General features: G+C 64.9%; 20 protein-coding genes and 1 pseudogene. 15 read left to right on the top strand and 6 right to left on the bottom strand.

Annotation, left to right across the window (positions count from 1 at the left end; translation table 11 throughout):
* Positions 1-7: 7 nt before the first annotated feature.
* Both QM841_RS31995 and QM841_RS31990 read right to left on the bottom strand, forming a co-directional pair.
* Positions 8-2326: an ATP-binding protein gene (locus tag QM841_RS31995; RefSeq protein ID WP_283335073.1), complete on the bottom strand. Its 2319-nt coding sequence runs from the start codon at positions 2324-2326 to the stop codon at positions 8-10.
* Positions 2327-2502: 176 nt separating this feature from the next.
* Positions 2503-3168: a TetR/AcrR family transcriptional regulator gene (locus QM841_RS31990; protein ID WP_164060999.1), complete on the bottom strand. Its 666-nt coding sequence runs from the start codon at positions 3166-3168 to the stop codon at positions 2503-2505.
* Positions 3169-3398: 230 nt separating this feature from the next.
* On the opposite strand from QM841_RS31990, the gene QM841_RS31985 reads away from it, so the two are divergent.
* The 4 genes from QM841_RS31985 to QM841_RS31970 are packed head-to-tail and all read left to right on the top strand — an operon-like array spanning position 3399 to position 7376.
* On the top strand, positions 3399-4004 hold the full coding sequence (locus QM841_RS31985; RefSeq protein WP_283335072.1) for a cupin domain-containing protein: 606 nt from the start codon (positions 3399-3401) through the stop codon (positions 4002-4004).
* Positions 4001-5980, top strand: a complete 1980-nt coding sequence (locus QM841_RS31980) for an acetoacetate--CoA ligase (RefSeq protein WP_283335071.1) — start codon at positions 4001-4003, stop codon at positions 5978-5980. The genes QM841_RS31985 and QM841_RS31980 overlap by 4 nt, the downstream gene beginning before the upstream one ends.
* Positions 5977-6420, top strand: coding sequence for a hotdog fold thioesterase (locus QM841_RS31975; protein WP_167114286.1), 444 nt, complete (start codon positions 5977-5979; stop codon positions 6418-6420). Before QM841_RS31980 ends, QM841_RS31975 begins: the two co-directional genes overlap by 4 nt.
* 2 nt (positions 6421-6422) lie before the next feature.
* Positions 6423-7376 carry a fumarylacetoacetate hydrolase family protein gene (locus tag QM841_RS31970; protein WP_283335070.1) on the top strand — a complete coding sequence of 318 codons (954 nt, stop codon included), beginning with the start codon at positions 6423-6425 and terminating at the stop codon, positions 7374-7376.
* Here QM841_RS31970 and QM841_RS31965 read toward each other — a convergent pair.
* The 3 genes and pseudogenes from QM841_RS31965 to QM841_RS31955 form a co-directional block, all read right to left on the bottom strand.
* Positions 7373-8363 (bottom strand): annotated as a pseudogene (locus tag QM841_RS31965) (IS481 family transposase). The gene QM841_RS31970 and the pseudogene QM841_RS31965 sit on opposite strands and share 4 nt — an antisense overlap.
* A gap of 1006 nt (positions 8364-9369) precedes the next feature.
* A complete protein-coding gene (locus tag QM841_RS31960) occupies positions 9370-10308 on the bottom strand; it encodes a VOC family protein (protein ID WP_283335069.1) in 939 nt (312 codons plus the stop codon).
* A gap of 48 nt (positions 10309-10356) precedes the next feature.
* On the bottom strand, positions 10357-11874 hold the full coding sequence (locus tag QM841_RS31955) for a bifunctional 3-(3-hydroxy-phenyl)propionate/3-hydroxycinnamic acid hydroxylase (RefSeq protein WP_283335068.1): 1518 nt from the start codon (positions 11872-11874) through the stop codon (positions 10357-10359).
* Between the two features lie 130 nt (positions 11875-12004).
* Between QM841_RS31955 and QM841_RS31950 the strand changes: the two genes are divergently transcribed.
* On the top strand, positions 12005-12904 hold the full coding sequence (locus tag QM841_RS31950) for an ABC transporter substrate-binding protein (RefSeq protein WP_283335067.1): 900 nt from the start codon (positions 12005-12007) through the stop codon (positions 12902-12904).
* A 267-nt stretch (positions 12905-13171) separates the two neighbouring features.
* Here the strand turns inward: QM841_RS31950 and QM841_RS31945 are convergent, their stop codons facing one another.
* Positions 13172-14137: a LysR substrate-binding domain-containing protein gene (locus tag QM841_RS31945; RefSeq protein WP_283335066.1), complete on the bottom strand. Its 966-nt coding sequence runs from the start codon at positions 14135-14137 to the stop codon at positions 13172-13174.
* A 122-nt stretch (positions 14138-14259) separates the two neighbouring features.
* Between QM841_RS31945 and QM841_RS31940 the strand changes: the two genes are divergently transcribed.
* The 10 genes from QM841_RS31940 to QM841_RS31895 all read left to right on the top strand — a co-directional run bounded on the left by QM841_RS31940 (position 14260) and on the right by QM841_RS31895 (position 25098).
* Entirely contained in the window at positions 14260-15558 is a 1299-nt protein-coding gene (locus QM841_RS31940; protein ID WP_283335065.1) for a cytochrome P450, read from the top strand.
* Positions 15559-15576: 18 nt separating this feature from the next.
* Complete coding sequence (locus QM841_RS31935) at positions 15577-15903, top strand: 2Fe-2S iron-sulfur cluster-binding protein (protein WP_283335064.1); 327 nt, start codon at positions 15577-15579, stop codon at positions 15901-15903.
* A gap of 1 nt (position 15904) precedes the next feature.
* A complete protein-coding gene (locus QM841_RS31930; protein ID WP_283335063.1) occupies positions 15905-17143 on the top strand; it encodes an NAD(P)/FAD-dependent oxidoreductase in 1239 nt (412 codons plus the stop codon).
* A 428-nt stretch (positions 17144-17571) separates the two neighbouring features.
* Positions 17572-18279, top strand: coding sequence for an MFS transporter (locus QM841_RS31925; RefSeq protein ID WP_283335089.1), 708 nt, complete (start codon positions 17572-17574; stop codon positions 18277-18279).
* Positions 18207-18848, top strand: coding sequence for an MFS transporter (locus QM841_RS31920; protein WP_283335062.1), 642 nt, complete (start codon positions 18207-18209; stop codon positions 18846-18848). Before QM841_RS31925 ends, QM841_RS31920 begins: the two co-directional genes overlap by 73 nt.
* 70 nt (positions 18849-18918) lie before the next feature.
* Positions 18919-19938: a fumarylacetoacetate hydrolase family protein gene (locus tag QM841_RS31915; RefSeq protein ID WP_095869852.1), complete on the top strand. Its 1020-nt coding sequence runs from the start codon at positions 18919-18921 to the stop codon at positions 19936-19938.
* 174 nt (positions 19939-20112) lie between these two features.
* Positions 20113-21306, top strand: a complete 1194-nt coding sequence (locus QM841_RS31910) for a thiolase family protein (protein ID WP_283335061.1) — start codon at positions 20113-20115, stop codon at positions 21304-21306.
* A gap of 227 nt (positions 21307-21533) precedes the next feature.
* On the top strand, positions 21534-22514 hold the full coding sequence (locus QM841_RS31905) for an ornithine cyclodeaminase family protein (protein ID WP_283335060.1): 981 nt from the start codon (positions 21534-21536) through the stop codon (positions 22512-22514).
* 10 nt (positions 22515-22524) lie between these two features.
* On the top strand, positions 22525-24009 hold the full coding sequence (locus QM841_RS31900; protein WP_283335059.1) for an NAD-dependent succinate-semialdehyde dehydrogenase: 1485 nt from the start codon (positions 22525-22527) through the stop codon (positions 24007-24009).
* Positions 24010-24078: 69 nt separating this feature from the next.
* A complete protein-coding gene (locus tag QM841_RS31895; RefSeq protein ID WP_283335058.1) occupies positions 24079-25098 on the top strand; it encodes a dihydrodipicolinate synthase family protein in 1020 nt (339 codons plus the stop codon).
* Positions 25099-25270 lie beyond the last annotated feature (172 nt).

Raw genomic sequence — 25270 nt, 5'->3', positions numbered from 1 at the left:
ACGCGCGTCACGCCTTCTTGCCGAGGGCGGCGGCTGCCCACAGACCGGCCTCAGTGCGTGATTTGACGCTAAGCTTCGCCAAAATGTGCTCGACATGAACCTCGACTGTGCGCGGAGAGAGCACCAGCTTGCCGGCTATGGCACGATTGCTGAGACCCTCCGCCAACAGCGCCGCTACCTCCGTTTCCCGCGGCGTCAGCAAGCCGGCCGCAGCCACCGTGTCCGTCGGGTCCGATGGGACGGCGGCGACCGACCCTAGCGCCAAGCGCATCCGCTGGCCGCGGTCCAGTCGCCGGCCGATGTCGTGATGGCGGGCGAACAGGTCGTCCCCGAGCCGATCCTGGACGGCGGATTTGATCGCCTGATAGCGCGAGCCCAGCATGCCCGGTACTTCAGTATCGACAATGGCCAGCAGTTCAGCGACGACCCCCAACAGCTTCGCCGCCTTCTTGGGGTCGCCGTCGTCCAGCGCGATGCCTGCCATCAGATCGAGGACGACTGCACTGCCGAAGTCATCGTGATAGTCCCATCGCAATGTGAGGCTCTGCTCGGCGTACTCCTCGGCGACATCGAGGTCCTGACGCGTCCACGCGTCGAATCCCAACATCCACAGCGAATAGGAGCGGCCCCACGTATCGCCCAGACGTTCGCTTCGTTCGACGGCTTCCCGGCCGGCGTCGGTGGCACCTACATGATCTCCGGATATGCTCCTGACGAATCCGAGTAGGAACAAGGTCATCAGCAGACCCTCGGCATCCGCGTGCTCGAGGTGGGCGGTGTAGGCCATTTCCAGAGATGAGCGGCTAACCTCGAAATCTCCGGTGATCAACGCGGCCAATCCTGTCCACGTCGCGGCGCGCGCTGCAATGCGCGGATCACCGATCTTCCGGGCGATCGTTTCCGCTTCGTCAAGAAGCTCCCGGGCAGTATGCGTTTCGCCGTGCAGCGCCTCAATCCACCCCGCTGCCCACAGGGCATTGCCACGCTCGGCGCAGACGGTCATATCGTTGGCAAGGGCACGCTCCAGCCAGCGGCGACCCTCACGGAGATGGCCATTCATCCAGAAGAAGCGGAGGTCCGCGGCGAGCTCCAAGGCGCCATGAGAGCCGGGAGCCGCGTGGAGGAGATGGTCAAAGGCTAGCTCGAGGTCGGTGAGGTCAGACTCCCACCGCTGGACCATACCGGGTTGGCGCGGGCCGAAGAAGTTCTCGGCGGCTCTGGTCGCCCACGTTCGGTAATACTCCGTGTGGGCACGCCGGACGCGACCGTAGTCTTCGCCGGTCCCGGCTTGGGCCCGCCCGAACTCGCGCAGGGTTTCCAAGAACCGATAGCGCATGTCGCCGTGTGTCGTCTCGGTGAGGACGATCGACTTGGATACCAAGCCATCGAGCGCGTCGAGCAGTTTGGTTCCTTGCAGTGGTGGAAGCCCGCACACGGCGCGGATCGTGGGAAGATCGACGCTGCCGCTGAACACGGCCATTCTCTCCCAGAGCAGCTGTTCGGTGGAGGAGCATAGGTCATAGCTCCACCGCACAAGGGCATCCAAAGACCGGTGGTGCGGTACGACGGTGGGGTCACCCGAGGTCAACAGTGCGAATCGGTCGTCGATGTGAGTCAGCAGCTCGTGCACCGACAGCGATCGCAGCCGCATGGCAGCGAGCTCGATAGCCAGCGGCATTCCGTCCAGATAGGTGCACAGCTGTGCGATCTCCGCCGCAGTGCGGTCGGTGATCTCGAATTGATCGTTGACCGCCTCGGCCCGGGCTTTCAGCATGGCCGGGGCCGGATACTCGCAAAGTTCGTCGGCGGTGAGGACGCGATGATTCGGGGGGATTTCCAGCGGGCGAACGGCGACTACACGCTCGCCTCGGATTCCTAATGGCTCTCTGCTGGTAGCCAATACTCGCAGCTCGGTGGAGGCGGCGAGGAGCCCGGACACCAATCGCCGGCATCCGGGAAGGACGTGCTCGCAATTGTCCAGTATCAACAGCATTGAGCGATCGGCCACATGCCGCCGGAGCTGTTCTTCGGCATCCACGCTGGCCGGTGCGCTCAGGCCGATTTGTGTCACCACGGCTTCGGCTACAGTGTCTGAACTGCGTTGCGCGCCCAGCTCGACGAACCATACGCCGTCTCGGAAGGCCCGGTCGAGCTTGGCGGACAACGCCGCAGACAGTGCGGTCTTGCCCACGCCCCCGGGTCCGGTGAGTGTCACGAGGCGGGTAGCGGTAAAAAGTTCACGTGCGCTCGCCAGCTCGCGCTGGCGCCCGAACAATTCCGCCGCTGGTGGCGTCAGTGCTCGAGCCCGCGAGACTTGCCTACCCATCTCGGGCATTTTACTCCAGCGCCGACAGCGCAGTGAGCAGGGCGTAGTCGAGCGCGGACAGCGCCAGATCGGTGGCCTTCAGGCCTGCAAGCGGGTGCCGCATTGGGTGCCGAACGTCGTCCTGCTACTACACGGTTTCGCCAAAGAACGAGGCCACGGAATGTTTGCGCCTCCTCCTACCTGCCGATGCCTTTCAGGGCGGCGTCGACCATGGCATCGGTGGCCTCCTCGTCCAGGTCCCCGGTCTGGAACAGAAGTCGGAAGTAAATTGGAGCGTAGAGCATTTCGGCGACGACATCAGGGTCGATGTCATCCCGCACGGCACCTTCGGCGACGGCGCGCTCGATCAAAAGCCTTGCGGCGTCGGCGCGTCCTTTCCAGAACCGTTGCTTGAACTCCTCGAGGGTTGCCGGATCATGCTGGCACTCTGCGATGAGCTGCGCGATCAGTCGCCCCTCCGGCCCACTGTAGACGCGTGCGAGTGACGCCAGATGTGCCCGCAGTGCATCGATAGCTGGGCCCTCGTCGTGGATCGGGGTCTGCGCCACGTGGTTGTCGAGGAAGGAATCGATGACTACAGCCGTCTTGCTGGGCCACCACCGATAGATCGTCATCTTGCTGACACCGGCATGCTTGGCGATGCCTTCGATGGACAGCTTCTGCAGCGACACCGGCCCAGGTGGGGTGTCGTTGAGCAACTCCATGGTTGCCTGCAGGACCGCCTTGCGGCTTGCTTCACTCCGTACGGCCATGCCCGAAATGCTATCCGGTCCGTCTCGGATCGCAACTACCCGGGCCCTGGCCTCGTGGTGGTGGTTTGCACTGGCGCTGGTGATGGACACCACAGTGCTGTACGGTACGTATCGAATTGAATTGGAAGGAGTGGTTGAACCGGAACCCACGGAAACGGTCGGTCTCGAGCTCGATCGTCGACGCGAGCCGGGACGCAACTCGACGGAATCGAATCCTGCGTACCCCATCGGAGAACGGGAGGTCGCGTCGTGGCTCCCGAGGAAAAGCCGTACCCATTCGCCACTCAGGCAGTGAACTGATTTCAGAAAGGCAGCACACAATGAATCAGCCCCAGGCGCGAACCGCCTCTATTCGTCGGGTGGTGACGGCGGTCGACGAGCAGGGCCGGTCATACGTCCTTGCCGACGGCAAGGCCCCCAACATTTTCAGGTCACCGACGGTTCCCGGATTCGGCGCCGCGCAGGTGTGGGCCACCGAACCGGGACCGGTGTCCAACGACGGCCGCCTCGACCCAGCTTCCGCCGACGCCGAGATCCCGATGTACCCGGAACTGGGTGGCACGATCTTCCGCGTCGCCGACTTCCCACCCGACAGCGTGTACGAAAAGGCCGGGAAGGACCAGCTATTCTCCGACATCGGCGGCGACCACGCGCGAGAGGAAGCGACCCACAGCGGCAACCGCCACTTCTGGTTCCACAAGACCGACTCGATCGACTTCGCCGTCGTAATCGAGGGCGAGATCTGGCTACTTCTCGATGAGGGCGAGTGCCGGCTCGAGGCCGGTGACGTGATCGTCCAGCGCGGCACCGCGCATGCCTGGTCCAACCGAACCGACGAGAACTGCCGGGTGGCGTTCCTTCTATTCGGCGCCTTGCCGGTATCGACCGACGACACCCAGAGCGAATTGGCGGGGCAGTCGTCGTGACAGAAACACCGGGGGAGGTTCTGTGGTGCCCCGATCAGGCCCGCACAGAGGACAGTGAATTCACCAGATTCGTCACCTGGCTGACCACATCGGGTCTCGTGACGCCGGGCACGATCGACGACTACCACGCACTGTGGCACTGGTCGGTCACCGACCCGAATGCGTTCTGGCGCGCGTTCGCCGACTACATCGGCATCGTCGTCGACACCCCGGACGGCGAACCTGTCGTGCCCGACACGATGCCCGGCGGGCGATGGTTCCCGGGAACGACGGTCAACTACGCTTCATATGCGCTCGCCGACCACGACAACGCCGACGAGGCCATTGTGGCCATCGACGAGGACGGTACGACAACGACGACCACATGGCACGAGCTCCGCCGGCAAGTCGGCGCCCTCGCCGCGTTCCTGCGACAATCCGGGGTCCAGCACGGCGACCGCGTGGTTGCAATCCTGCCCAACCGCACCGAAGCGGTGGTCGGGTTCCTCGCCGCAGCCTCGGTCGGGGCGGTGTGGTCGATCGTCGCGCCCGAGTTCGGCGTCGGCGCCATCGTTTCGCGGCTGCAGCAACTCGAACCCGTCGTGCTGATCGCGGCGAGCGGTTACACCTACGGTGGCCGCCGTCTCGATCGCAGTGACGTCCTTGCCGACATCGTCGCTCAACTGCCGAGCCTGCGCGAAATCGTCTGGGTCGATACCGCTGCGGGTGTTCCCGCCACGTCGATGCGTACGCACTCCTGGCAGGACGTCGTGGCCGCCGAGCACGAATGGGAAGCCGACCAACTACCGTTCGACCATCCCCTGTGGGTGCTGTTCTCCTCGGGCACCACTGGCATCCCGAAGGGGATCGTCCATGGACACGGCGGCGTCGTCCTCGAGCACCTCAAGACACTGACCCTGCACGCCGACCTTCGCCCCGGAGACAAGCTGTTCGTCGTCGGCACCACCAGTTGGGTGGTGTGGAACATGCTCGTCTCTGGGCTTCTGCGCGGGGCCACCATCGTTCTCCTCGACGGCAACCCCGCCCATCCCGACATCGACCGGGTCTGGCGAGTCGCTGCCGAGAACAAGGTGACGATGCTCGGCCTCGGCGCTGCCTACACACACGCCAGCATGCGCGCTCAGCTGCGCCCAGGAACCGACCACGACCTCTCCGCGCTCCGAATGATCCAGGTCACCGGCTCCCCCCTGGCACCGGACGCATTCCGGTGGGTCTACGACGCCGTCGGGCCGGTGTGGCTGGCATCGGTCAGCGGGGGCACCGACATCGCCGGAATCTTCCTCGGCGGCGCGCCGACCGAACCGGTGCGTCTGGGACGCCTCCAGCCGCCTGCGCTCGGGGTTGCCGCCGCAGCATGGGACACCGCCGGCCACCCGGTGGTCGGCCAACCCGGCGAGCTGGTGATCACCAGCCCGATGCCGTCGATGCCGCTGTACTTCTGGAACGACCCCGACGGCTCGCGCTACCGCGAGAGTTACTTCTCGACGTACGCCGGTGTGTGGCGCCACGGAGACCTGGTCGAATTCGACACCGACCGCAGCTCGGTCATCGTCGGACGATCGGATTCGACACTGAACCGCAACGGCATCCGGATGGGCCCAGCGGACCTGTACCAGGTGGTCGAGGCGTTGCCGGAGGTCGAGGAGGCACTCGTGGTGGGTGTCGAGGAGACCGACGGCTACTACATGCCGCTGTTCGTGCAGTTGCACACCGGAACCGATCCCGAAGCCGCGATCACGGCCATCCGCAACGCGATTCGTGCGGCGCTGTCACCACGGTACGTCCCCGACGACATAATTGCTGTCTCGCGGATTCCGCACACCCGCACGGGCAAGAAGCTCGAGGTTCCGGTCAAGCGGATTCTGCTCGGGCACTCCGTGGACCAGGTGGTCGACCCGGGTTCGGTCGACGATGCGCAGGTGCTGATCGAGATCCGTGACCGCACGATACGACAGCGACAGGTGAGCGTGCCATGACGATCACCGAGCCGGTCCGCAGGCTGCTGGCGCAGGATTCGAGCCTGGCCGAATTCGGAATCAAGGTGCTCTCGGCGGGGGAGGGGCGGGCGGTACTGCACATGGTGATCGATGAGTCCGTGGCGAACGGCCACCGCATCGCCCACGGCGGGGTGATCTATGTCCTCGCCGACAGCGCCTTCGCGTGTGCCGCCAACAGCCGCACACCCGGAACAGCCACCGCCGGTGCGTCGATCGAGTACTACACCCCGGCACACGTCGGAGAGGAATTGGTGGCCGAGGCAATCGTCCGGCACCACACCGGTCGGCACTCCCTGGTCGACGTCACCGTCCGCAGCGGCCCCCGTGTCGTCGCGGAATACCGCGGCCGGGGGGCAGTCCTGCGCCGCCCGGACAGTGCGGTCGGCAACCGAACCGCCGACCAATCGGAAGAGAGATGAGGATGGACCAGAAACGATTCACACTGGGGACCTTCGACGCCGGCAACGGCCCATTCCCCGGACTGGTAGTCGACGACGACGTGTACGACATCAGTGCATTCACAGCCTACGACTCGACCGCCGCGCTACTCGAGGACTGGGACTCCGCGTTCAAGACACTGGCCGAGGCCGCGGTCTCACCCACTACGCCCGGAACACCCGCATCGGAACTGCGAACGCTGCCGCCGGTGACCCGGCCGGGCCAGATCTACGGGGCCGGAGCGAACTATCGCGAGCACATCATCCAGATGGCGGTAGCGCACAAGCTGGGCACCGCCGGACTGACGGACGAGGAGCTCGCCGAGGAGGCCGGCCACGACATCGACGAGCGCAAAGCGCACGGCGAACCGTATGTGTGGACCGGTGTCCCCTCGGCGATCAGCGGCGCCTACGACGACATTCTTCTTCCCACCGGATGGTCCGACCACGACTGGGAACTCGAGCTCGGCGTGGTCATCGGTCGTCGTGCTCGCAACGTCAGGGTTTCCGACGCACTCGACTACGTCGCCGGCTACACGATCTGCAACGACCTCACCACACGAAGCCTGGTTCCGCGCAGGGATATTGCGATGATGGGAACGGACTGGATGCGGGCGAAGAACTTCCCGACGTTCTACCCGACCGGCCCGTGGCTCGTTCCGGCAGCTTTCGTGCCAGACCCACTGAACCTGGGTATCCGGCTTCGCCTCAACGGTGACACCATGCAGGACAGCACCACGGGCGACATGGTCTTCGGCCCCGCGGAACTGATTTCCTACATCTCGCGCTTCGTCGAGCTCGAGCCCGGAGACATGGTGATCACCGGATCCCCGCCCGGCAACGGCTCGCACTGGGGCCGGTACCTCCGCCAGGGGGACGTCCTCGAATGCGAGATCGATGGTCTGGGCATGCAACGCACCCGCTGTATCGACGCCTAGCGGTACTGACCTGCGAGGTTAGGTCCGCGGGTGGCGGGTGGTTGGCCGCCGAGTCCGGTGTGGCCGCGGTGGTGACTGTAGGTGTGCAGCCATCGCGGGAACTCGTCGCAGCGTTCGCGGTCGCTGGTGTAGAGGCGGGCGTAGGCCCATTCGTCGTGCCGGGGTGCGGTGGAAGCGTTCGACTTTGCCGTTGGTTTGGGGTCGGTAGGGGCGGGTTCGGCGATGCTTGATCTCGCCGAGTGCGTCTCGGGCCGCGTGTGATCGGTAGCAGGAACCGTTGTCGGTCAACACTTTTTCGACCGTGACGCGGTGCTCGGTGAACCATGCGTTGGCGCGTAGCCAGAACGCGGCGGCGGTGGCTTTGCGTTCGTCGCCCAACAGTTCGGAGTAGGCCAACCGTGAGTGTGCGTCGATCGCGGTGTGCAGGAAGTGGTAGCCGCGGACCGGACGGTAGTACTTGTCGACCTCGCCGCTGCTTTTGTCGGCTTGGGCATTGCGGCTGCCTGCCGAGCGACCGACCTTCCGCCATCCGCCGCCGGCGGGGATCTTGCCCAGTTTCTTGACATCGACGTGAACGAGATCGCCGCAGTGCGGTGAGTGCATGCGACGGATCGCCCGTCCGGTCGGGCGGTCGAGCCACCGCAGTCGAGCCAACCCGTACCGGCTCAGGACCTTGTGCACTGTCGAAACGTTCAGACCCAGCAGATACGCGATCCGGGCCGGACCCCAGCGGCGGATGACGCGGACTTTGATGATGCGCCGCTCGGTGCGCGTCGGGGTCTGGTTCGGGCTGCGATGTGGCCGTGAGCTGCGATCGGCCATCCCGGCCGGCCCCTCGGCGCGGTAGCGAGCGCTCCAGCGTGCTGCGGTGGTGACCGCGACCTGGAACCGTTCAGCAGCCCGCCGCAGCGGCCACCCATCATCAATGACACATTGAGCAAGGCGCAGGCGACCCGTTTCGGACAACGGGGCATTACGGTGGACCACGAAGACCTCCTGAGTGAGTGATGCGTTCCTAGACAGCTCGCACTTCACTCGGAGGTCTTCTCTGTGTCACCTCGACACGCCGTCACCAACGTCCGTGGTTCAGTACACCTAGTCGCCGGGGAAGCTGCCCATTGGAGGAGGCCCTCAGGGGATGTTCGTCACCTCGAGTGCGAACGCGCCCGGACGGCCATTTTTTTATGTACGCCACGCTGTGGATCGCCTCACCGCTGCGGGTGGACGTATGCAAATAGGTGCGGGCTCGCTCGGCGAGCGATTCCGCACCCATTCTCGTACATACGATCTCACTCACCGACGGTGGAGGGAGGGAGGTGTGAATCCCACCGTGGACCCCGCGGACTCATCTCTTGGAGGCGAGCTTGCTCGCCAAGCCATGACCCGCTCTGAATCGGTGAACCGCATCAGAGCGTCTTCCGCGGGGCGTTTCACGATGCGGGGGAGCGGGGCCGCGCACTCGGCTCTCGCCCTTCCCGACCCATGCGGAGGTTCTGGTGGCAGCACCCCCGAACGTTGAGGATCAGTCGCCGCAGGCAGGAGTTTTGGTGGTCGCACCATGACGATCTCGTCGATTCTTCCATCGCGCACCTTGTTGGCATGCTCGGGATCGGCGAGGAGTTGCCGGGCAAGCATCAGAGCATCTCGGTGGCCGGACGCGATCGCGTCGGCACCCATCTGCGGATCGGTTGTGCTGCTGAGGAACAGCAGGATACGTCGCCGACTGCCCCGCCTCCCGCCGGGGATGTAGATTCCCGGCGGGAGGCGGTCCTCGGTCATGTGAACGTCCTTCGGGCTTGCGGCGAGAATCAGCTGATGTTCTCTTCGGTGCGACGAATTTCGGAGCGATCGGTGTGTACGCCGCATCGGTGGGCCTGAAATCCGACGGAGGCCCTCCGGTCGCATCTGTCGTCACCGCGGGGTGCGAACGCGACCGGAGGGCTCCTTGCGGGTGCCCGGGTAGCCCGGGCTGCGGTGTCGGTACGCGAGGCCCCTATGCCGGGGGTGCCTGGAACAGGCCCTTGTCCGGATCGTTGAACATCTGCTTGCTGATCCATTCGTTCATGGAATCGGCGGTGCCCCACTCATCGGAGGTCTCCGGTTCGCTGGTGTCGTACAGGCTCGGGTGCCAGGTGTCCTCGTCGAGAAGTTCGAGTTCAGTGGTGTACTCCATCGTGTTGCCGTTGGGATCGTGGAAGTAGGTGAAGGTGTTGTCGCCGGCGCGGTGTCGGCCCGGTCCCCAGATCTTCGGAACCTCGGCTCGAATAAGCCGTCCGCTACCGCGCATGTATTCGTCGAGCCCACGCATCTCGAACGACACGTGATTGAGCGCGGTATGGGGGCACCGGGCGATCGCCATACTGTGGTGCTGCGGTCCACAGCGCAGGAACCACATGAGCCCACCCATGTGGGGATGGACGAGGGTGTCGGAGAGACGGAAGCCGAGGTGCTTCACGTACCAGGCCAACATCTTCTCGGGCTCAGGCGAGTTGAGTACCACGTGCGACAGTCGCACGGGAATGGCTTCACGTTCCTCGATCTTGCGGTGTGTGCGGGTCTCGACGTCGGCGGAAACTTCGAGGACGCGACCTTCGAGGTCGAAGAACCGGAATCCGTAGCCTCCGCCGGGCGTCTGCAGGACGTCGGGTTCGCTGATCAGCGTGACGTTCGCACCGGCGAGGCGGTCGGCGAGCTGATCGACGGATTTGGGGTCTGCTGCGCCGAACGACACGAGATCGAGTCGCTTCTCGTCGGCGCGTCTGACACGCACGATGTACTGCTCAGGCGAGCCTTCGGCTGCGAAGTACGTCAAATTGCTTTCGCCGCCGACATCGGTCAGGCCCCAGTTGTTGCCGTAGAACGCGACCTGCTTGTCGTATTCGGGGACGGCTATGTCGACGTGACGTAGGTGGGTGATCGGACTGAATGACACGGAATCTCCTTCGGGTACCAGTTCAGGGCAGTGACGGGCAAGGGCTCGTCACTGTGGCAGGGGTGCGGCCTCGGCGGGTGTGAGCGCGGCTTTGAGAGTGGGGACGAGCTCGAGCAGCGCTCCGAGCTCCTTACGCGTGTCGGCGACACCGAGGACGTACCGGTCCGGTCGCAGGACCACGGCTTTGCCGTTCACCGAAGTGAGCAGGTCGGAGAACGTCTCCGGGTCGGTGAGCACCACGGTCTCGCCATCACTGGTGAGCGCCTCCTGAAGCTGTGGTGACAACCCGGCGATCATGTCCTCGGGTGCTGCCACGAGGAACCGGACTCCGACCAGATCGTCGAGGCGTGTTCCGTCGGACAGCCGGGGCTGCAGGGAAAGTCGGCCCGCACTGTCGTTGAGGTGGGCGGTATGCAAGCCGGGACCGAGCGCCGGCGACGGGGGTACGGATGTTTCGGGGTTCGCGCGCACGTAGGCGTCGCGATGTTCGGCGGTCTTGCGGTCGGTGGTCTGCAGAATGCCTGCCATCGTCGCAGCCTGCTCCACCCAGTAATGGGCGTGCGGGCGCCGCTCGCTCTCGTAGGTGTCGAGCAGGTCCGAGTCGGCGAGACCCCGCGAGACCAGACTCAGCTTCCAGATCAGGTTGGCGACATCGCGCATACCGGCGCACAGTCCCTGGCCGAACAGTGGCGGAGCCTGATGGGCGGCGTCCCCGGCGAGGAACACATTGCCCACTCGCCATCGCTCGGCGACCCGTGCGCGGAATGTATAGATCGCGGCCCGGTCCGGCGTGAATCGGTTCGTCGGCAGAACGCCGTGGCTGATGCGCTCGATGGCGGCCGGGGTGGTGATCTCCTGGGGGTCATCGTCCGGCATGACCTTGAATTCCATCCGGACCCGCTTGCCGGGAAGGCGGACCCACAGTGCCGGCCGACTGTAGTGACCGAGGAACACCATGTCGCCGCTGATGTCGGGCTCCCCGTCCAGTAATCCGTCGACGACCAGCCACGGATCATCGCTGCCGAGGCTTTCGGTCCGGACATCGAGCAGTCGCCGCACCGTGGAGGTGGCCCCATCAGCCGCGATGACCCACCGTGTGGTGAGGGTCTCTGTGGCGCCCTCGGCGTCGGTGACCACGCAGCGAACCCCGTCTGGAATGTGCTCGAGAGCGGTCAGGGTGGTTCCCGAGCGAAGTGACACGCTGGTCTGGCGGTCCACCTCGCTGCGCAGCAGCGCCTCCATGTCGGGCTGGTGGAACATGACGTCGTCATGCCATGCCTGTGTTCCGAGTTGGCCGGTTGGATGTGAGAACAGCGTCTCGCGTGCTTCGTTCTCCATGCGGAAGTCCGCCATCGGCTTACATCGCGCCATAGCCTGTTCGCCTAGGCCAAGGGCTTGAAATGCGCGAATGGTCTCTCCGTCGAAGTGCACCGCGCGAGCCTGTGGCCACACGCTGCTTTCGCGTTCGATCCCGATCGCTGAGATCCCGGCCTGGCCGAGAAGAGCGAGGGCTGCCACGCCAACGGGGCCGCCGCCGACGACCACCACTTCGTAATCCCAAGACACGTGAGCTCCTTGTTGTACTAGACGTATCGTATCGATTTCCGTACTCTAACCCCATGCGATGTGGATCACAATCACTTTCTGTAGCGACATGGACGAAGGCGTCGAAACAACTCACACAGAGGCACAGTCGATGACGGTGCAGCAGTCGGTGTTCGTCGTCCCCCCGGTCGTGGCGGTGGCGCAGCATCGGGGTCTGTTCGCCGCAGCAGGCGTCGAGGTGGAGACAAAATTGGTGGGGTCCTCCCACGAACAGCGCCGGGAACTCGACGAATGCCGAGCGGATGTCGGCATCACCGCGACAGACAACCTATTCGCCTGGAATGCAACGGGTTCGGACATCGCGGTGATAGCCCAGATCGAAACGACCACCGATCTTGCCTTGACGCTTCGGCCCAAATTGCCATCGACCGATGGTCTCGACGTGATTCGTCTGGCGGTCGACGCCCCTACGAACGGCTTCGCCATCGTCGCGTACTCGATGATGGCGCGGCTCGGCCGGACGAAAGACCAGTACGAGATCGTCGAGGTGGGTGGCGTGCGCGAACGGTTCGAGTCACTGATCGACAACACGGCGGACGTGACTCTCCTGGCGCCACCGCTGGACGAGATCGGCCGCGATCAGGGGATGACCGTTGCCATGCGGATAGCGGAACTGGTGCCGTCCTACCCCGGCCTCGGAATCGTGTCCACCCAAAAGGTCCTCTCGGGAAAAATGGACGAAATTGCTCGGTATCTCCGAGCATTGGCCGCGGCCCACCGGTGGATGCAACAGGCGGCGGCATCCGAGGTCGAGCAAGAACTGCTCGCCACGGGGCTCGGACAGGCTGCGGTCGCCTCTGCTCTCGCCGCGGTGCCGCAGACCCTGGCCCCCTCCGGTATCGGCATTCGGGCGCTCGCCCAGCTGCGCGATGACCTCGGCATGATCGTCCAGGGTGCACCGGAGGCCGGTGATCTGATCGACCTCCGCCCGCTGCAGGCCGCCGGGCTCGTGCCGATACACAACCGCGAGGACGGCTGCGAACCGCTCTGACGGTCCGAATCCGGGACACCGGTCGAATGGGCGCCGCCGAGGCAAGCAGAAAATGGCCGGCGTGACCTCGAGTGCAGATCGCGGCGGCGTGTGTGCGCTGGGTCGGCGCGCGCCAGTGGCACTCTGCGATTCACCGGGGCGCACCGGGAACGCTACCTACAGGTGCCACCGAACCGAAACTGGCGCGAACCCGCGTCCACGTGTCCGAGAGATGTCGGCGGTCTGCGCAGCACGTCTGACGGGGGAGTGGGTATACGAGAGACGGGTTCACGGAGTGGCTTTCGCCGACGTCGGGTCGGGCGCATCAGAGTGTTGATGCGATGGCTCCCCGGCCCGGGACAAGCTGTGCACGAGATGATCGAGGAAGACCTGTGCCCGCGGGCTGAGGGTCATGTGCCGGGGCCAGGTCGCGACCACGCTGGTGCGGCCGGCACGAGGGGTGAGCGGGCGCGTCACCAGGGGTCGACCTTCGGAGGTGGTGTCGGGAGAGTTGGGACGGGACATGAGCAGGCCGTATCCGACTCCTCGCCCCACCAGAGCCCGGACGAGATCGATTGTGGGAACGGCGGTGCCGACAGTGGGTTGCACCCCCTGCTCGGCGAAGATCCGATGGGTGTTGGCTGTGCTCGGCGCCGAGTCGAGCAGAACGAGAGGTTCCTCGGCGAGCTCGTGCAAGGCCACGCTGATCCGGTCGGCGAGTCGATGGTCGGCCGGCAGCACGGCCATGACCTCGGTCTCGTACACCACCCGCTTGTTGAGGTCCGAGGGTAGAAACATGTCGTACAGAACCGCGAAGTCCAAGGTGCCGTCGGCCAGTGACGGCAGCAACTCGTCGTCCCCACCGACCCGGACCCCGACCTTGGCCTTCGGATGTGCGCCTGCGAAGTGCGCGAGCACCGGCGGCAGCACCGTGGCGGCGAACCCTACATAGCAGCCAACCCGAATGGGGCCGGTGATCTCCCCACGCGTGGCAGCGAGATCACCGACGAGGGAGGACACTTCGTCGACAAGATGACGCGCACGATGGGCGAAGTACTGCCCCGCCGGCGTCAGCTGCAAACCCTTCGCCTTGCGGCGCACGCACAGTTGCTGCCCGACGATTCGCTCTACCTCCGAAACCGCCTGTGACAGACCTGATTCGGATATGTGCAACGCAGCCGCAGCCTCCGACAACGTCCCATATCGCGGGAGGGCGGAAAACAACTCGAGCTGGCGGACGGTGAGCTGACCCATGTAAAACTTCCATTCAACTGAAGATATTTGCCATTTTTATTCACTTTACGAGAATTACTCGGTGATGTGAACTAAGTGTCAAACCCAATGTGGTGCACAACACGCACAAGATGGAGAACGACATGACCGACACGGCAGCCACGCGGCCAATGTCCTGTCCGGTGACCCACGCCCCGGCCTCCGCCGGCGAGAGCGCACTTCCGCAAAGAGGCACCGTCGACCCGGCTGAATTTCCCGGGGCACCCGAAGTCGACTGGGTGGCGCCGGGTGAACTTGCCACCGACCCGTACCCGACGTACCGGCGTCTTCGCCACGAGGCGTCGGTGGCGTGGGTCCCGGCCGTGAACAAGTACCTGGTCACCAGCTACCACGAATGCCACGAGATCGAGTGCGACCAGCAGACCTACACCGCCGATGTCGGGGGCAGCGGCGCGACCATGCTGCGCGCGCTGGGTGGGCATCCGATGCTGCGCAAGGACGATCCCGACCATGCGTCCGAACGATCGACGATCAATCCCACCCTGCGTCCGAAGATGGTCAAGTCCGTATGGTCCGAGGTGTTCACCCGCAACGCGCGTACCTATCTGGACGTCCTTGCCGATGCCGGTCCCGGGGCTGCCGAACTGAACCGGGACTACGCAGCACCGGTCGCATCACAGAACCTGATCGATCTGCTGGGGCTGCCGGATGTCGATGTCGAAGACATGCGGCGGTGGTCTCATGCCTTCATCGCCGGCACCGGCAACCTGCTCGACGATCCGGACATCTGGGTCCGCTGCGAGCAGGCCCGCACCGAGGTCGACGCCCTACTCGATGCCCTGATTCCCTTCTACGACAAGCATCCCAATGAGTCGATGACCTCGGCACTGGTCGGCAGCGGACTGCCTCGGCAGGCGGTGGCCGCGAACGTCAAGCTGACCATCACCGGGGGAATGAACGAGCCACAGCACATGATCACCAACATGGTGTGGGCGCTGTCGAGGCATCCGGACCAGCAGCGGCGGGTGTCCGTGGACCGGTCGCTGTGGCCGGCGGTGTTCGACGAGACCGCGCGCTGGCTGTCGCCGATCGGCATGTACCCCCGCCAGACCACCCGCCCGGTGGTGCTCGGGGGAGTGCGCCTGCCCGCCGGTGCTGCCATCGGTGTGGTGGTCGGCTCCGCCAATCGCGACGAACGCTACTTCGACGCCGATCCGGCGGTGTTCGACATTTCCCGCCCACGCCGCCCGCACCTGGCGTTCGGCAGCGGGGTACATCTGTGTGCTGGCCACTGGGCGGCCAAGAGCGCCGTCGGAGAGATCGCGGTGCCCCTGCTCTACGAGCGCTTCCCCACCCTGCGCGTCGATACCACCCGCGAAACCCGATGGGACGGATGGGTGTTCCGAGGACTGACCGATCTCCCGGTCACCTGGAACAACTGAGAAAAGAGAGAGACCACCATGCCAAAAATCACCTTCCACCAGCCCGACGGGCGCAGCGACGTCCTCGACGTCCCCGACGGCACGTCCCTGATGCGCGCCGCGGTCACCAACTCGATCCCCGGCATCGTCGGCGAATGCGGCGGACAGGCCATGTGCGCCACCTGCCACGTCTACATCCGCTCCGCGCATCTGACGGATCTACCCGACGTCGGCGAGGACGAGGACGAGATGCTCGACTGCACCGCCACCGCCCGCGACCCGCAGCGGTCGCGTCTGGGTTGCCAGATCCTCGTCACCACCACCCTCGACGGTCTCGAGGTCGATCTCCCGGAAAGCCAGATCTGACATGAGCGCGACGGTAATCATCGGCGCGGGCCATGCCGGGATCCAGCTCGCCGACTCCCTGCGAACCCGCGGCCACGATCGCCCGATCACGGTGCTCAGCGCCGAATCGGAACTGCCCTACCAACGCCCCCCACTGTCGAAGGACTACCTCGCCGAAGGTGATCCGCAACCGTTGCCGCTGCGTGGCGCCGAGTTCTATCACGATCACGAGATCGACCTGCGGCGCGGCGCCGCTGTCACCGGAATCGACCCGCGCACCCGCACCATCGGGTGCGCAGACGGCACCCGGATGCACTACGACGAACTTGTTTTGGCCGCCGGCTCCCGCAACCGACGCCTCACCCTTCCCAGCGCACAGGGACCCGGGGTGCACTACCTGCGGACAGCCGCCGACGCCGCCCTCCTGCACGACGACCTCGACCGCGCGACGGCCGCCGTCGTCATCGGCGCCGGTTTCATCGGACTCGAATTCGCCGCCGCGGCGGCCCGGCGCGGCATCGACGTCACCGTCGTCGAATACGGTCCCCGGCCACTCGCCCGCGCCCTGACCTATGCCACCACCGACCAGCTGACCGTCACTCACCGCGCCGCGGGTATCGACTTTCAATTCGACGTGCAGGTGTCGGCGATCGAACACGCCCACGGACGTGTCTCCGCCGTCGTCGTACACGACGGCCGCCGCTTCCCCGCCGACCTCGTGGTCATCGGTATCGGCGCCGACCCTCAGACCGATCTGGCCGCCTCCGCAAACCTGCGAATCGACAACGGCATCCACGTCGACGAATTCCTACGCACCAGCGACGAGCACATCTGGGCGATCGGCGACTGCGTCAGCTTTCCCTGCACACACGCCGGGACCAGGGTTCGGCGGGAATCGGTGCAGAACGCGGTCGACCAGGCCCGGGCCCTGGCGGCCACACTCACCGGGACCCCCACCGGCTACCAGGACCTCCCGTGGTTCTGGAGCCACCAAGGCAGCTGCAAGATCCAGATCGCCGGCGTCGGCGGTCCCACCGATCGCACCGTTGTCCCCACCGACCCCACCACCGGAAAGTTCTCCACTTTCCGCTTCCGCGACGACGTCCTCGTCGCCGTCGAATCGGTGAACCAGCCCGCCGTGCACCTCGCCGCCCGCAAAGTACTGTCCGCACCGCGGCGGCCGAGCCTGACCGACCTGACCCGGGCCGGCTTCGATCTCAAATCGCTCTCCGCGCGATCCGCCGCGATCTCCGCAGGCTGAACAGTCCCTGCACCACCCCGCCCAACTACGACACACCCGCGTGTCGCACCCGCGCACAGTCCTGCGCTCCCGGCGTTTCGCAAACCCGCTGCCACAACAGCTCTCAACTGCGGTTCGAGAGAGCCGAGCGCGCCGCACCGGAGCCTTCGACGGATCGGCACCTGAACCTTCGGTAGCTCTCAGCGGCACGCGGACCGCCCACGGAGCGACAACGAACGGCGCCGCTGGTTCGGCGTGGTCCTCCGCCATCCCTTGCGGGCAGCTTCTACCGTTCAACCGTGGAAGTTCCACGGGTGCATGAAATTTACGAACTCCGTGGGATAGGTTGAGATAGCCCGCAGGCGATGTGACGCCAATTACACGAAGCGATCCCCGCTCGTCTCGAAATACCAATGCTCGATTTCCCTCCCTGTCGAAGGTGTGTGCCCATGGTCAGTAATGAAGAGATCCGGCGCGGATGGCCAACTATCGTCATCGCTGGCTTCGGGTCGGCGGTCGGCATCTCCGGATTGCTGCTGTACACAATAGGTTTGTTCACGGCCGACCTCGAAAACGCCATCGGACTGAGTAAGACCTCGTACGGTCTCGGTCTGCTGCTGGTCAGCGCGGGGGTCGCAGCAGGAACGGTATGCACGGGGCGCGCGATCGACCGCTTCGGGACGAGGAGAGTCATTGTTTTCGGGCAACTGTCCTTCGCATCCGGATACCTTGCCCTCGCGACAATCGTCGACACCGTCCCCGTCTTCCTTGCGGTCATGTTCGCACTCGGCTTCCTCGCCAGCGCATCCGGCCCGGTCGGATTTACGCGAACGGTAAGCCTGTGGTTCGTCAAGTCGCGCGGGTTTGCCCTCGGACTCGCGATGACTGGGATCGGTGTCGCCGCGGCCGTCGCTCCGCTCGTCGTCAATGGCGTCATTGTCGAATATGGTTGGCGCGCAGGGTTTCTTGTGCTCGCTGTGATCGCCGCGAGCGGTATCGATCCCGTGCCCGCCTTTTTGAAAGAGCCCTCGGCAACGGCCACTCGGGGGAGGACGACGACCTCGCCGAGTGCACTGAACTCGATGTGCCTGCTCCCGTGCGTGCCCGCTCGACTTTCGCCGCGATTCGTCGAGACCGGTGCTTCTGGAGATTGTTGATCACGTTCTTCGTGATGTCATTCGCTTTCACGGGCTTGCTCACACATTTCGTTCCAATGTTGCGGTCGATGGATGTGGAGCCGTCGCAGGCCGCGACCTTGGCGTCCCTGATCGGATTCGCTGTCATCGGAAGTCGGGTCATGGTGGGATTTCTGCTCGATCATGTCCGCCCGGGACTGGTTGCCGGAGGGGTCTGCGCCTTGAGTGCTGCCGGTACATGCTTCCTGATCGTCGGAGGCGTCGCTTTCGCTCCACTCGCCGCCATTGCCTTGGGGCTGGCCATCGGCGGCGAGATCGACATGATCGGCTTCTTCACCGCTCGGTACTTCGCACTCGCGGGATACGCCCGAGCATATTCCTGGATGTACACGGGCTTCGTCATCGCGGCAGGCATCTCGCCATTGCTCATCGGGATGTTGTTCGATGCCCTCGGCACGTACTCAGCAGCACTCATCCCGTGCGCAGCATTGGCCGCCATGTGTGCATGTGCCTTCGCCACACTGCCGACGCCCACTCCGCGGACTTCGCCGGCTTCTCTCATCCCGCAACCCGCCGAAACGGAGTTGTAGATGATGTCATCAAACCTATTGCGGTGCGAGACGTATCGTATAGAATTACGGAACAAACTAGGAGGCCACAATGAAGCTAGGCAGGGTGGTGCGACCGACCCCGGACGGTCCGCGCGCACGAATCGTCGCGGTGCAGCCCGATACCGAAAGGGTGATCGACCTGGCGCAGGCATATGCGCTGACGCTGCAACGCTCGGGTGCGGAGCCGGAGCGCGCGTCGAAGATTGCCCGCTCCATCTTTCCGTCCAGCATGGCCGCCGCGATCGGTGGCGGCGATGTCTTTCTGGATGCTGCGCACGAGGCACTCGGAGCCGCGGACGACGCATCACTGCCGTTACTCGAGGTCCAGTGGTGTGCAGCGGTGGATTCCCCGGTGATCCGGGATGGGCTGACCTTCAGTCAGCACATTGTCAACTTCAGTGAGAAGGTCGCACACGCGCTGCCCAATCCGAACATCTACAAAATTCCGGGGTACTTCAAGGGCTCGACCGCGACGGTGTACGGGCACAACGAAGAGATTCCCTACCCGGACTTCACGGACGCGTTCGATTACGAGCTCGAGATCGGCTACATCGTCGGCCGGAGAGGACGGAATCTGACGCCGGACGATGCGTTCGACCACGTCTTCGGCATCACGATCTTCAACGATTTCAGCGCGCGAGACGTGCAGGGCGCAGAGATGGCGATCGGCATGGGCCCGCAGAAATGTAAGGACTTCGCCTACGGCATCGGCCCATGGATCACCACCATGGATGAGGTCTCGTCCATCGAAGGATTGACGGGATCCGTGCGGGTCAACGGCGAACTATGGTCCTCCTGCGTCGCCGAGGACATGGTGTACACCCCCGCCGAATTGGTCGCATATGTCTCGATCGCCGACTACCTCCAGCCCGGCGACATAATCGGTTCCGGCACTCTGGGATTCGGGTCTGGACTCGAACTCGGCAAGACACTCTCACCCGGTGACGTAGTGGAACTCGAACTCGAATCCGTTGGCACATTGCGGTCACCGATCAGTAAGACCCGCGAGAAGGCCCCGTGGTGGCCTGAGCCGCGGCCGTATCCCTTCGAGGTCCAGGACGTCAACTAAACGACGTACGCGGTGCCGAGCCGGAGGCCGGGGTGCTGGCAGGGAGCGCGGTACCTTCCGCCAGACTCTTACGAGCCCTCGGCCTCCGGCAGGGCCCACGCCCAATCGGGGCACATGTCCCGGCCGACATCTATGCCGACGCCAACGCACGATTACGGCGCGAAAGGAAGTTTCATGACCAACGCTGTCATCGTGGACGTCGTCCGCCTCGCCTCCGGTAAGGGCAAGCCCGGCGGTGCGCTGTCCGGCACGCACCCGGTCGAACTGCTGGCACACGTGCTCCGCAGCATCGTCGAACGCAACGGCATCGACCCCGCACAGGTCGACGACGTCATCGGCGGCTGCGTCGGGCAGGCCGGCGAGCAGGCCCTCAACATCTCCCGGACAGCGGTGCTGTCGGCCGGATTCCCGGATTCGGTTCCGGCCACCACCGTCGACCGCCAGTGCGGCTCGAGCCAGCAGGCGGCGCACTTCGCCGCGCAGGGCGTGATCGCCGGCGCCTACGACATCGTGATCGCCTGCGGTGTGGAGTCGATGTCCCGCGTCCCGATGGGCACGACGACCATCGGTCAGGACGCGTCCGGCCCGGGCATCGCCGCCCGCTACCCCGAGGGACTCGTCAACCAGGGCATCTCCGCCGAACTGATCGCCGCCAAGTGGAAGTTCGACCGCGACACCCTCGACGCGTTCTCCGCGCAGTCGCATCAGCGTGCCGCCGACGCCCTGTCGAAGGGCCTGTTCGACAAGGAAATTGTCCCGATCTCGGTCACCAACGCCGCCGGTGAGACGGTGACCCACACCGCCGACGAGACCGTGCGCGCCTCCACCACCGCCGAGGGACTGTCCGGGCTGAAGTCGTCGTTCTACTCCGAGAAGTACGCGGCCCGGTTCCCCGAGGCGCAGTGGCACATCACCCCGGGCAACTCGTCGCCGCTGACCGACGGCGCGTCCGCGGCGCTGATCATGAGCGAGGAGATGGCGTCGAAGCTGGGGCTGACCCCGCGGGCACGGTTCCACTCGTTCGCCGTTGCCGGTGACGACCCGGTCTTCATGCTCACCGCGCCGATCCCGGCGACCAAGAAGATCCTCGCGAAGTCGGGGCTGAGCATCGACGACATCGACGCCTACGAGGTCAACGAGGCGTTCGCGCCGGTGCCGCTGGCGTGGGCGCACGAGTTCGGGGCCGACCCGGCCAAGCTCAACCCGTGGGGCGGCGCCATCGCGCTCGGGCACGCACTCGGCTCCTCGGGCACCCGCCTGCTGAGCACCCTGGTCAACAACCTCGAGGCCACCGGCGGACGCTACGGCCTGCAGACCATGTGCGAGGGCGCGGGCATGGCCAACACCACCATCATCGAACGCATCTGAGCCGAGCCGGGGACCACTCCCGCACCGTCCGATCCTCGACAGGGCTGTGCGCTACCACGGACAACTCCACCCCGAAGCCCGGTACCTCCTTGCTACGTCTCGGTCGGTGGACGTCTCGGGCCTCTCATAGTTCAGCGGACCGGGACGAGCTCTGGGCTAGAAACCCGCAACCCAATCCGATACGATCCGTATAGTATCGAAACCTTCTGGAAAGGAAGGGGAGAAGATTGACACTCCTGCTGGACGACGCCGCGGTGCAATCGGCCTTCGACTGGGCCCCGGCCATCGCCGCGTTGCGCGACGCCTATGCGGCGGCTCCCGACGATGCTCGATTCCCGGCCCGGACCATCGCGCGCGGCGGCACCTCGTTCCTGCGGTTGATGAGCGGCGCGCCGGGCAGCGGCGGCTTGATGGGCGTAAAGACCATCGCCGGCGCGATCGGCGTGCGCCAGTTCTCCTACCTCATCTCCCTGTTCGATCAGGAATCCGCGGAACTGGTGGCGCTGCTCGACGGCAATTCGATCACCGGCTACCGCACCGCGGCCACATCGGCGCTGGCGGTCGACCTGCTGGCTGCACCCGGACCGGTCACGGTTGCCGTCATCGGCTCGGGCTTCGAGGCGAAGAAACATGTTCGTGCCCTTGCGGCAGTGCGCAGGCTCGAAGCCGTGCGTGTGTACAGCCCGCGAGCGGAGAGTCGGGCGCGCTTCGCCGACGAACTCGCCGATCTGGACACGTCGATCATCGCCGCCGAGTCACCTCAGGCGGCGGTTGCAATCGCGTCAGTGGTGATCTGCGCGGCGCGATCTTATGACGAGTCGCCGATCTTGCTGGGCGCGTGGCTCGAACCGGGAATGACCGTCGTCTCGATCGGATCGACCGTGCGGGAGCAGCGCGAGGTCGATCCGGAGGTGATCGCGCGCGCCGACGTCGTCATCGCCGACGTCCTGGAAGAAGTACTGCACGACAGTGGCGATCTCATCGCCGCGACGCAGGCGGGCATCGACGTCACCGACCGGATTGCCGCGCTGTCCGACCTCGTGTCCGGAACGCACCCTGGGCGCACGACCACCGAACAGATCGTCGTGTACAAGTCCGTTGGCTCCGCCGTTCAGGACTTGGCCGTCGCCGCTATGTGCGCGGACGCCGCCCGCAAGTCCGGGCTCGGGTCCGAACTGCCCATCCGCATCCCACCGGTTCACAAGTAAAGGACCCACCATGAGCACTGCTGCCACCGAGAGCCGAACGGTCGCGGACCACACCCTGTTCCGCCACGCGGCGTACATCGACGGACAGTGGATCGAGAACGGCGAATCCGGGCGTTTCACTATCGCCAACCCATCGACCGGTGAACAGCTGGCCGATCTCCCGTCGCTCAGCCGCCCGCAGGTCGCCGCGGCCATCGACGCAGCACACCGCGCCCTGCCCGGCTGGCGGGCCAAGTCGGCCAAGCAACGCGCCCAGATCCTCCGGCGCTGGTTCGACCTCGTCAACGAGCACGCCGAGGATCTGGCGCGGTTGATCGTCCTCGAGGAGGGCAAGCCGGTAACCGAGGCGCGCGGTGAAATCGCATATGCAGCATCGTTCATCGAATGGTTCGCCGAAGAGGCTAAACGTGTGCGCGGCGATGTCTTCCCGGCACCCGATCCCGCGAACCGCGTCCTGGTGCTCAAGGAGCCGATCGGGGTGTGCGCCGCGATCACACCGTGGAACTTTCCCGCCGCGATGATCACCCGCAAGGTCGCACCTGCGCTGGCCGCGGGATGCACGATGGTCGTCAAGCCTGCCGGCCAGACCCCGCTCACCGCCCTGGCTCTCGCGGAGCTGGCCACTCGTGCCGGGGTGCCGGCGGGCGTGTTCAGTGTGGTGCTCGGGAAGGCGAGCGAAGTCGGCGCAGAACTCACCGGCAACCCGCTGGTGCGGAAGGTGAGCTTCACCGGTTCGACGGAGGTCGGGCGGCTGCTGCTCCAGCAGTCCGCGGCGACGGTGAAGAAGTCATCGATGGAACTCGGAGGGAACGCGGCGGTACTCGTCTTCGACGACGCGGATCTCGAGACCGCCGTGTCGGGTGTGGTCGCCGCGAAATACCGCAACACCGGACAGGCGTGCATCAGCGCCAACCGGGTATACGTGCAATCCGGCATCTACGAACGGTTCACCGCGGAGCTGGCCAACCGGGTCGCCGACCTTCCGGTCGGTGACGGTTTCGAGCCGGGCGTCATGCTGGGCCCGCTGATCGACCAGTCTGCTGTCGCCAAAGTCGAAGAACATGTGGCCGACGCCATCGGACAGGGCGCACGTGTGGTGTGCGGTGGTGCGCGACATGACCGGGGCGGGCAGTTCTACCAGCCGACGGTGTTGGCCGATGTCGGCGCCGGTATGAAGGTTACCCGCGAAGAGACCTTCGGCCCGATCACCCCGCTGATACCGTTCACCCACGAGGCGGATGCAATCCGGCAGGCAAACGACACCGAATTCGGCTTGGCCGCCTATGTTTTCAGCCGAGACGCCGAGAGAATCTGGCGTGTCGCGGCAGCTCTCGAGGCTGGCATGGTTGGAATCAACTCCGGCCTGATCTCCAACGAAACCGCGCCCTTCGGCGGCATCAAGCAGTCCGGCCTGGGACGGGAAGGGTCGATCTACGGGATCGACGAGTACATGGAGATGAAGTACCTCGCGTGGGCGGGCAGCGGCGCGAACTGACCGGAGCCATTCAACCGGCCAACACATCGAAACACGTCAACTAATCGAAAACCGAAAGGAACGCCCGTCATGGCTGTTTACACACGCTCCGAAGCCCGGGAATGGGCCCGCGAGAAGCTCGTCGGAGCCGTCAATTGCACCATTCCCTCATTCACGAACGACCTCCGCCGCATCAACGAAAAAGCAATTCGCCACGACATCCGCCTCGCCAAAGAACACGGATTCATCGGCAGCCTCGGAATCTCGGAAATCAGCATCACACTGCCGGAATACCTGGACTTCCTGCGGATATCCAAGGACGAGGCCGGCGACGACTTCTACATCGTCCACCACGCCAGCTGGAACGACCTCGAGCAGAACATCGAAGCCGTCCGGGGCGCAGAGGATGCCGGCGCCGATCTAGTCCTGCTGTCCTACCCGCCGAACTTCTACCCGGAGACCGAACAGGAGATCTTCGACTACACCAAGGCCGTCGCGGACGCGACGAACCTGGGTATCATCCTGTTCCCGATGGTGATCTGGGGTTTCAGCGGCCGCATTCACCCCTCCGATATCCCTACCCGTCTCATACGACGCATGATCGACGAGATCCCCAATGTCGCTGTGGTAAAAGCCGAAGGCGGATTCCCGAGTATCCAGAGCGCGATCGAATGCCATCGCCTCTTCGGTGAGGAGGTCGTCATCTCGATCCCCATCGAAGGCGAGTTGATCCCGCTCTCACAAGTGATCCCCATTCAGCTCTCGGCTACCAGTGATCACGAATACTTCGGCCCCGTGATTCCGCGTGTGATGCAGCTGCTGCGCGACGGCAAATACGATGACGCCACGGAAATTTACTGGCAGTTGCATCCGGCCCGCAAGATCAAGGCGGGACTGTTCAACGGAATGCACGGAGGATCTTTCCTCAACCGCCAGGCGTGGAAGTTCCAGGGCTGGTTGCAGGGCTACAATGGCGGGCCCCTGCGGCAACCTACTCAGCGTATCCATGACCACCAGATGGCCGCGCTGCGCAAGGGTTTGATCGACGCCGGACTGGAGCCGAGCATGGATCCGTTTCGAGAGTTCTTCATCGGCCGCAACCCAGCCTGAACGGAACCAACAAAGGAAGTGTCTCCTGGACAGTCCTGGATCAGCGTGGGTAGTAATTCGGCGCAGTCCGGGGCGATCGACTAGTCGCCTTGGTTGGATGAACAGCCTTTTGGCCGGCGATGGCGTCACCGTCCTGGTCGGTGACCTCATCGCCTGCAAGTTCACTCGACCG

The sequence above is a fragment of the Rhodococcus sp. IEGM 1307 genome (assembly GCF_030056915.1).
Classification (GTDB): domain Bacteria; phylum Actinomycetota; class Actinomycetes; order Mycobacteriales; family Mycobacteriaceae; genus Rhodococcus_F; species Rhodococcus_F opacus_D.
This window is presented reverse-complemented; position numbering and strand designations above follow the sequence as displayed.

Bases quoted from the DNA above. Each gene is read 5' to 3' on its own strand.
- QM841_RS31945 (WP_283335066.1), bottom strand. From the start codon at position 14,137: ATGGGTCAGCTCACCGTCCGCCAGCTCGAGTTGTTTTCCGCCCTCCCG.
- QM841_RS31950 (WP_283335067.1), top strand. From the start codon at position 12,005: ATGACGGTGCAGCAGTCGGTGTTCGTCGTCCCCCCGGTCGTGGCGGTG.
- QM841_RS31915 (WP_095869852.1), top strand. From the start codon at position 18,919: ATGAAGCTAGGCAGGGTGGTGCGACCGACCCCGGACGGTCCGCGCGCA.
- QM841_RS31970 (WP_283335070.1), top strand. From the start codon at position 6,423: ATGGACCAGAAACGATTCACACTGGGGACCTTCGACGCCGGCAACGGC.
- QM841_RS31940 (WP_283335065.1), top strand. From the start codon at position 14,260: ATGACCGACACGGCAGCCACGCGGCCAATGTCCTGTCCGGTGACCCAC.
- QM841_RS31925 (WP_283335089.1), top strand. From the start codon at position 17,572: ATGGTCAGTAATGAAGAGATCCGGCGCGGATGGCCAACTATCGTCATC.
- QM841_RS31935 (WP_283335064.1), top strand. From the start codon at position 15,577: ATGCCAAAAATCACCTTCCACCAGCCCGACGGGCGCAGCGACGTCCTC.
- QM841_RS31900 (WP_283335059.1), top strand. From the start codon at position 22,525: ATGAGCACTGCTGCCACCGAGAGCCGAACGGTCGCGGACCACACCCTG.
- QM841_RS31910 (WP_283335061.1), top strand. From the start codon at position 20,113: ATGACCAACGCTGTCATCGTGGACGTCGTCCGCCTCGCCTCCGGTAAG.
- QM841_RS31985 (WP_283335072.1), top strand. From the start codon at position 3,399: ATGAATCAGCCCCAGGCGCGAACCGCCTCTATTCGTCGGGTGGTGACG.
- QM841_RS31895 (WP_283335058.1), top strand. From the start codon at position 24,079: ATGGCTGTTTACACACGCTCCGAAGCCCGGGAATGGGCCCGCGAGAAG.
- QM841_RS31930 (WP_283335063.1), top strand. From the start codon at position 15,905: ATGAGCGCGACGGTAATCATCGGCGCGGGCCATGCCGGGATCCAGCTC.
- QM841_RS31975 (WP_167114286.1), top strand. From the start codon at position 5,977: ATGACGATCACCGAGCCGGTCCGCAGGCTGCTGGCGCAGGATTCGAGC.
- QM841_RS31995 (WP_283335073.1), bottom strand. From the start codon at position 2,326: ATGGGTAGGCAAGTCTCGCGGGCTCGAGCACTGACGCCACCAGCGGCG.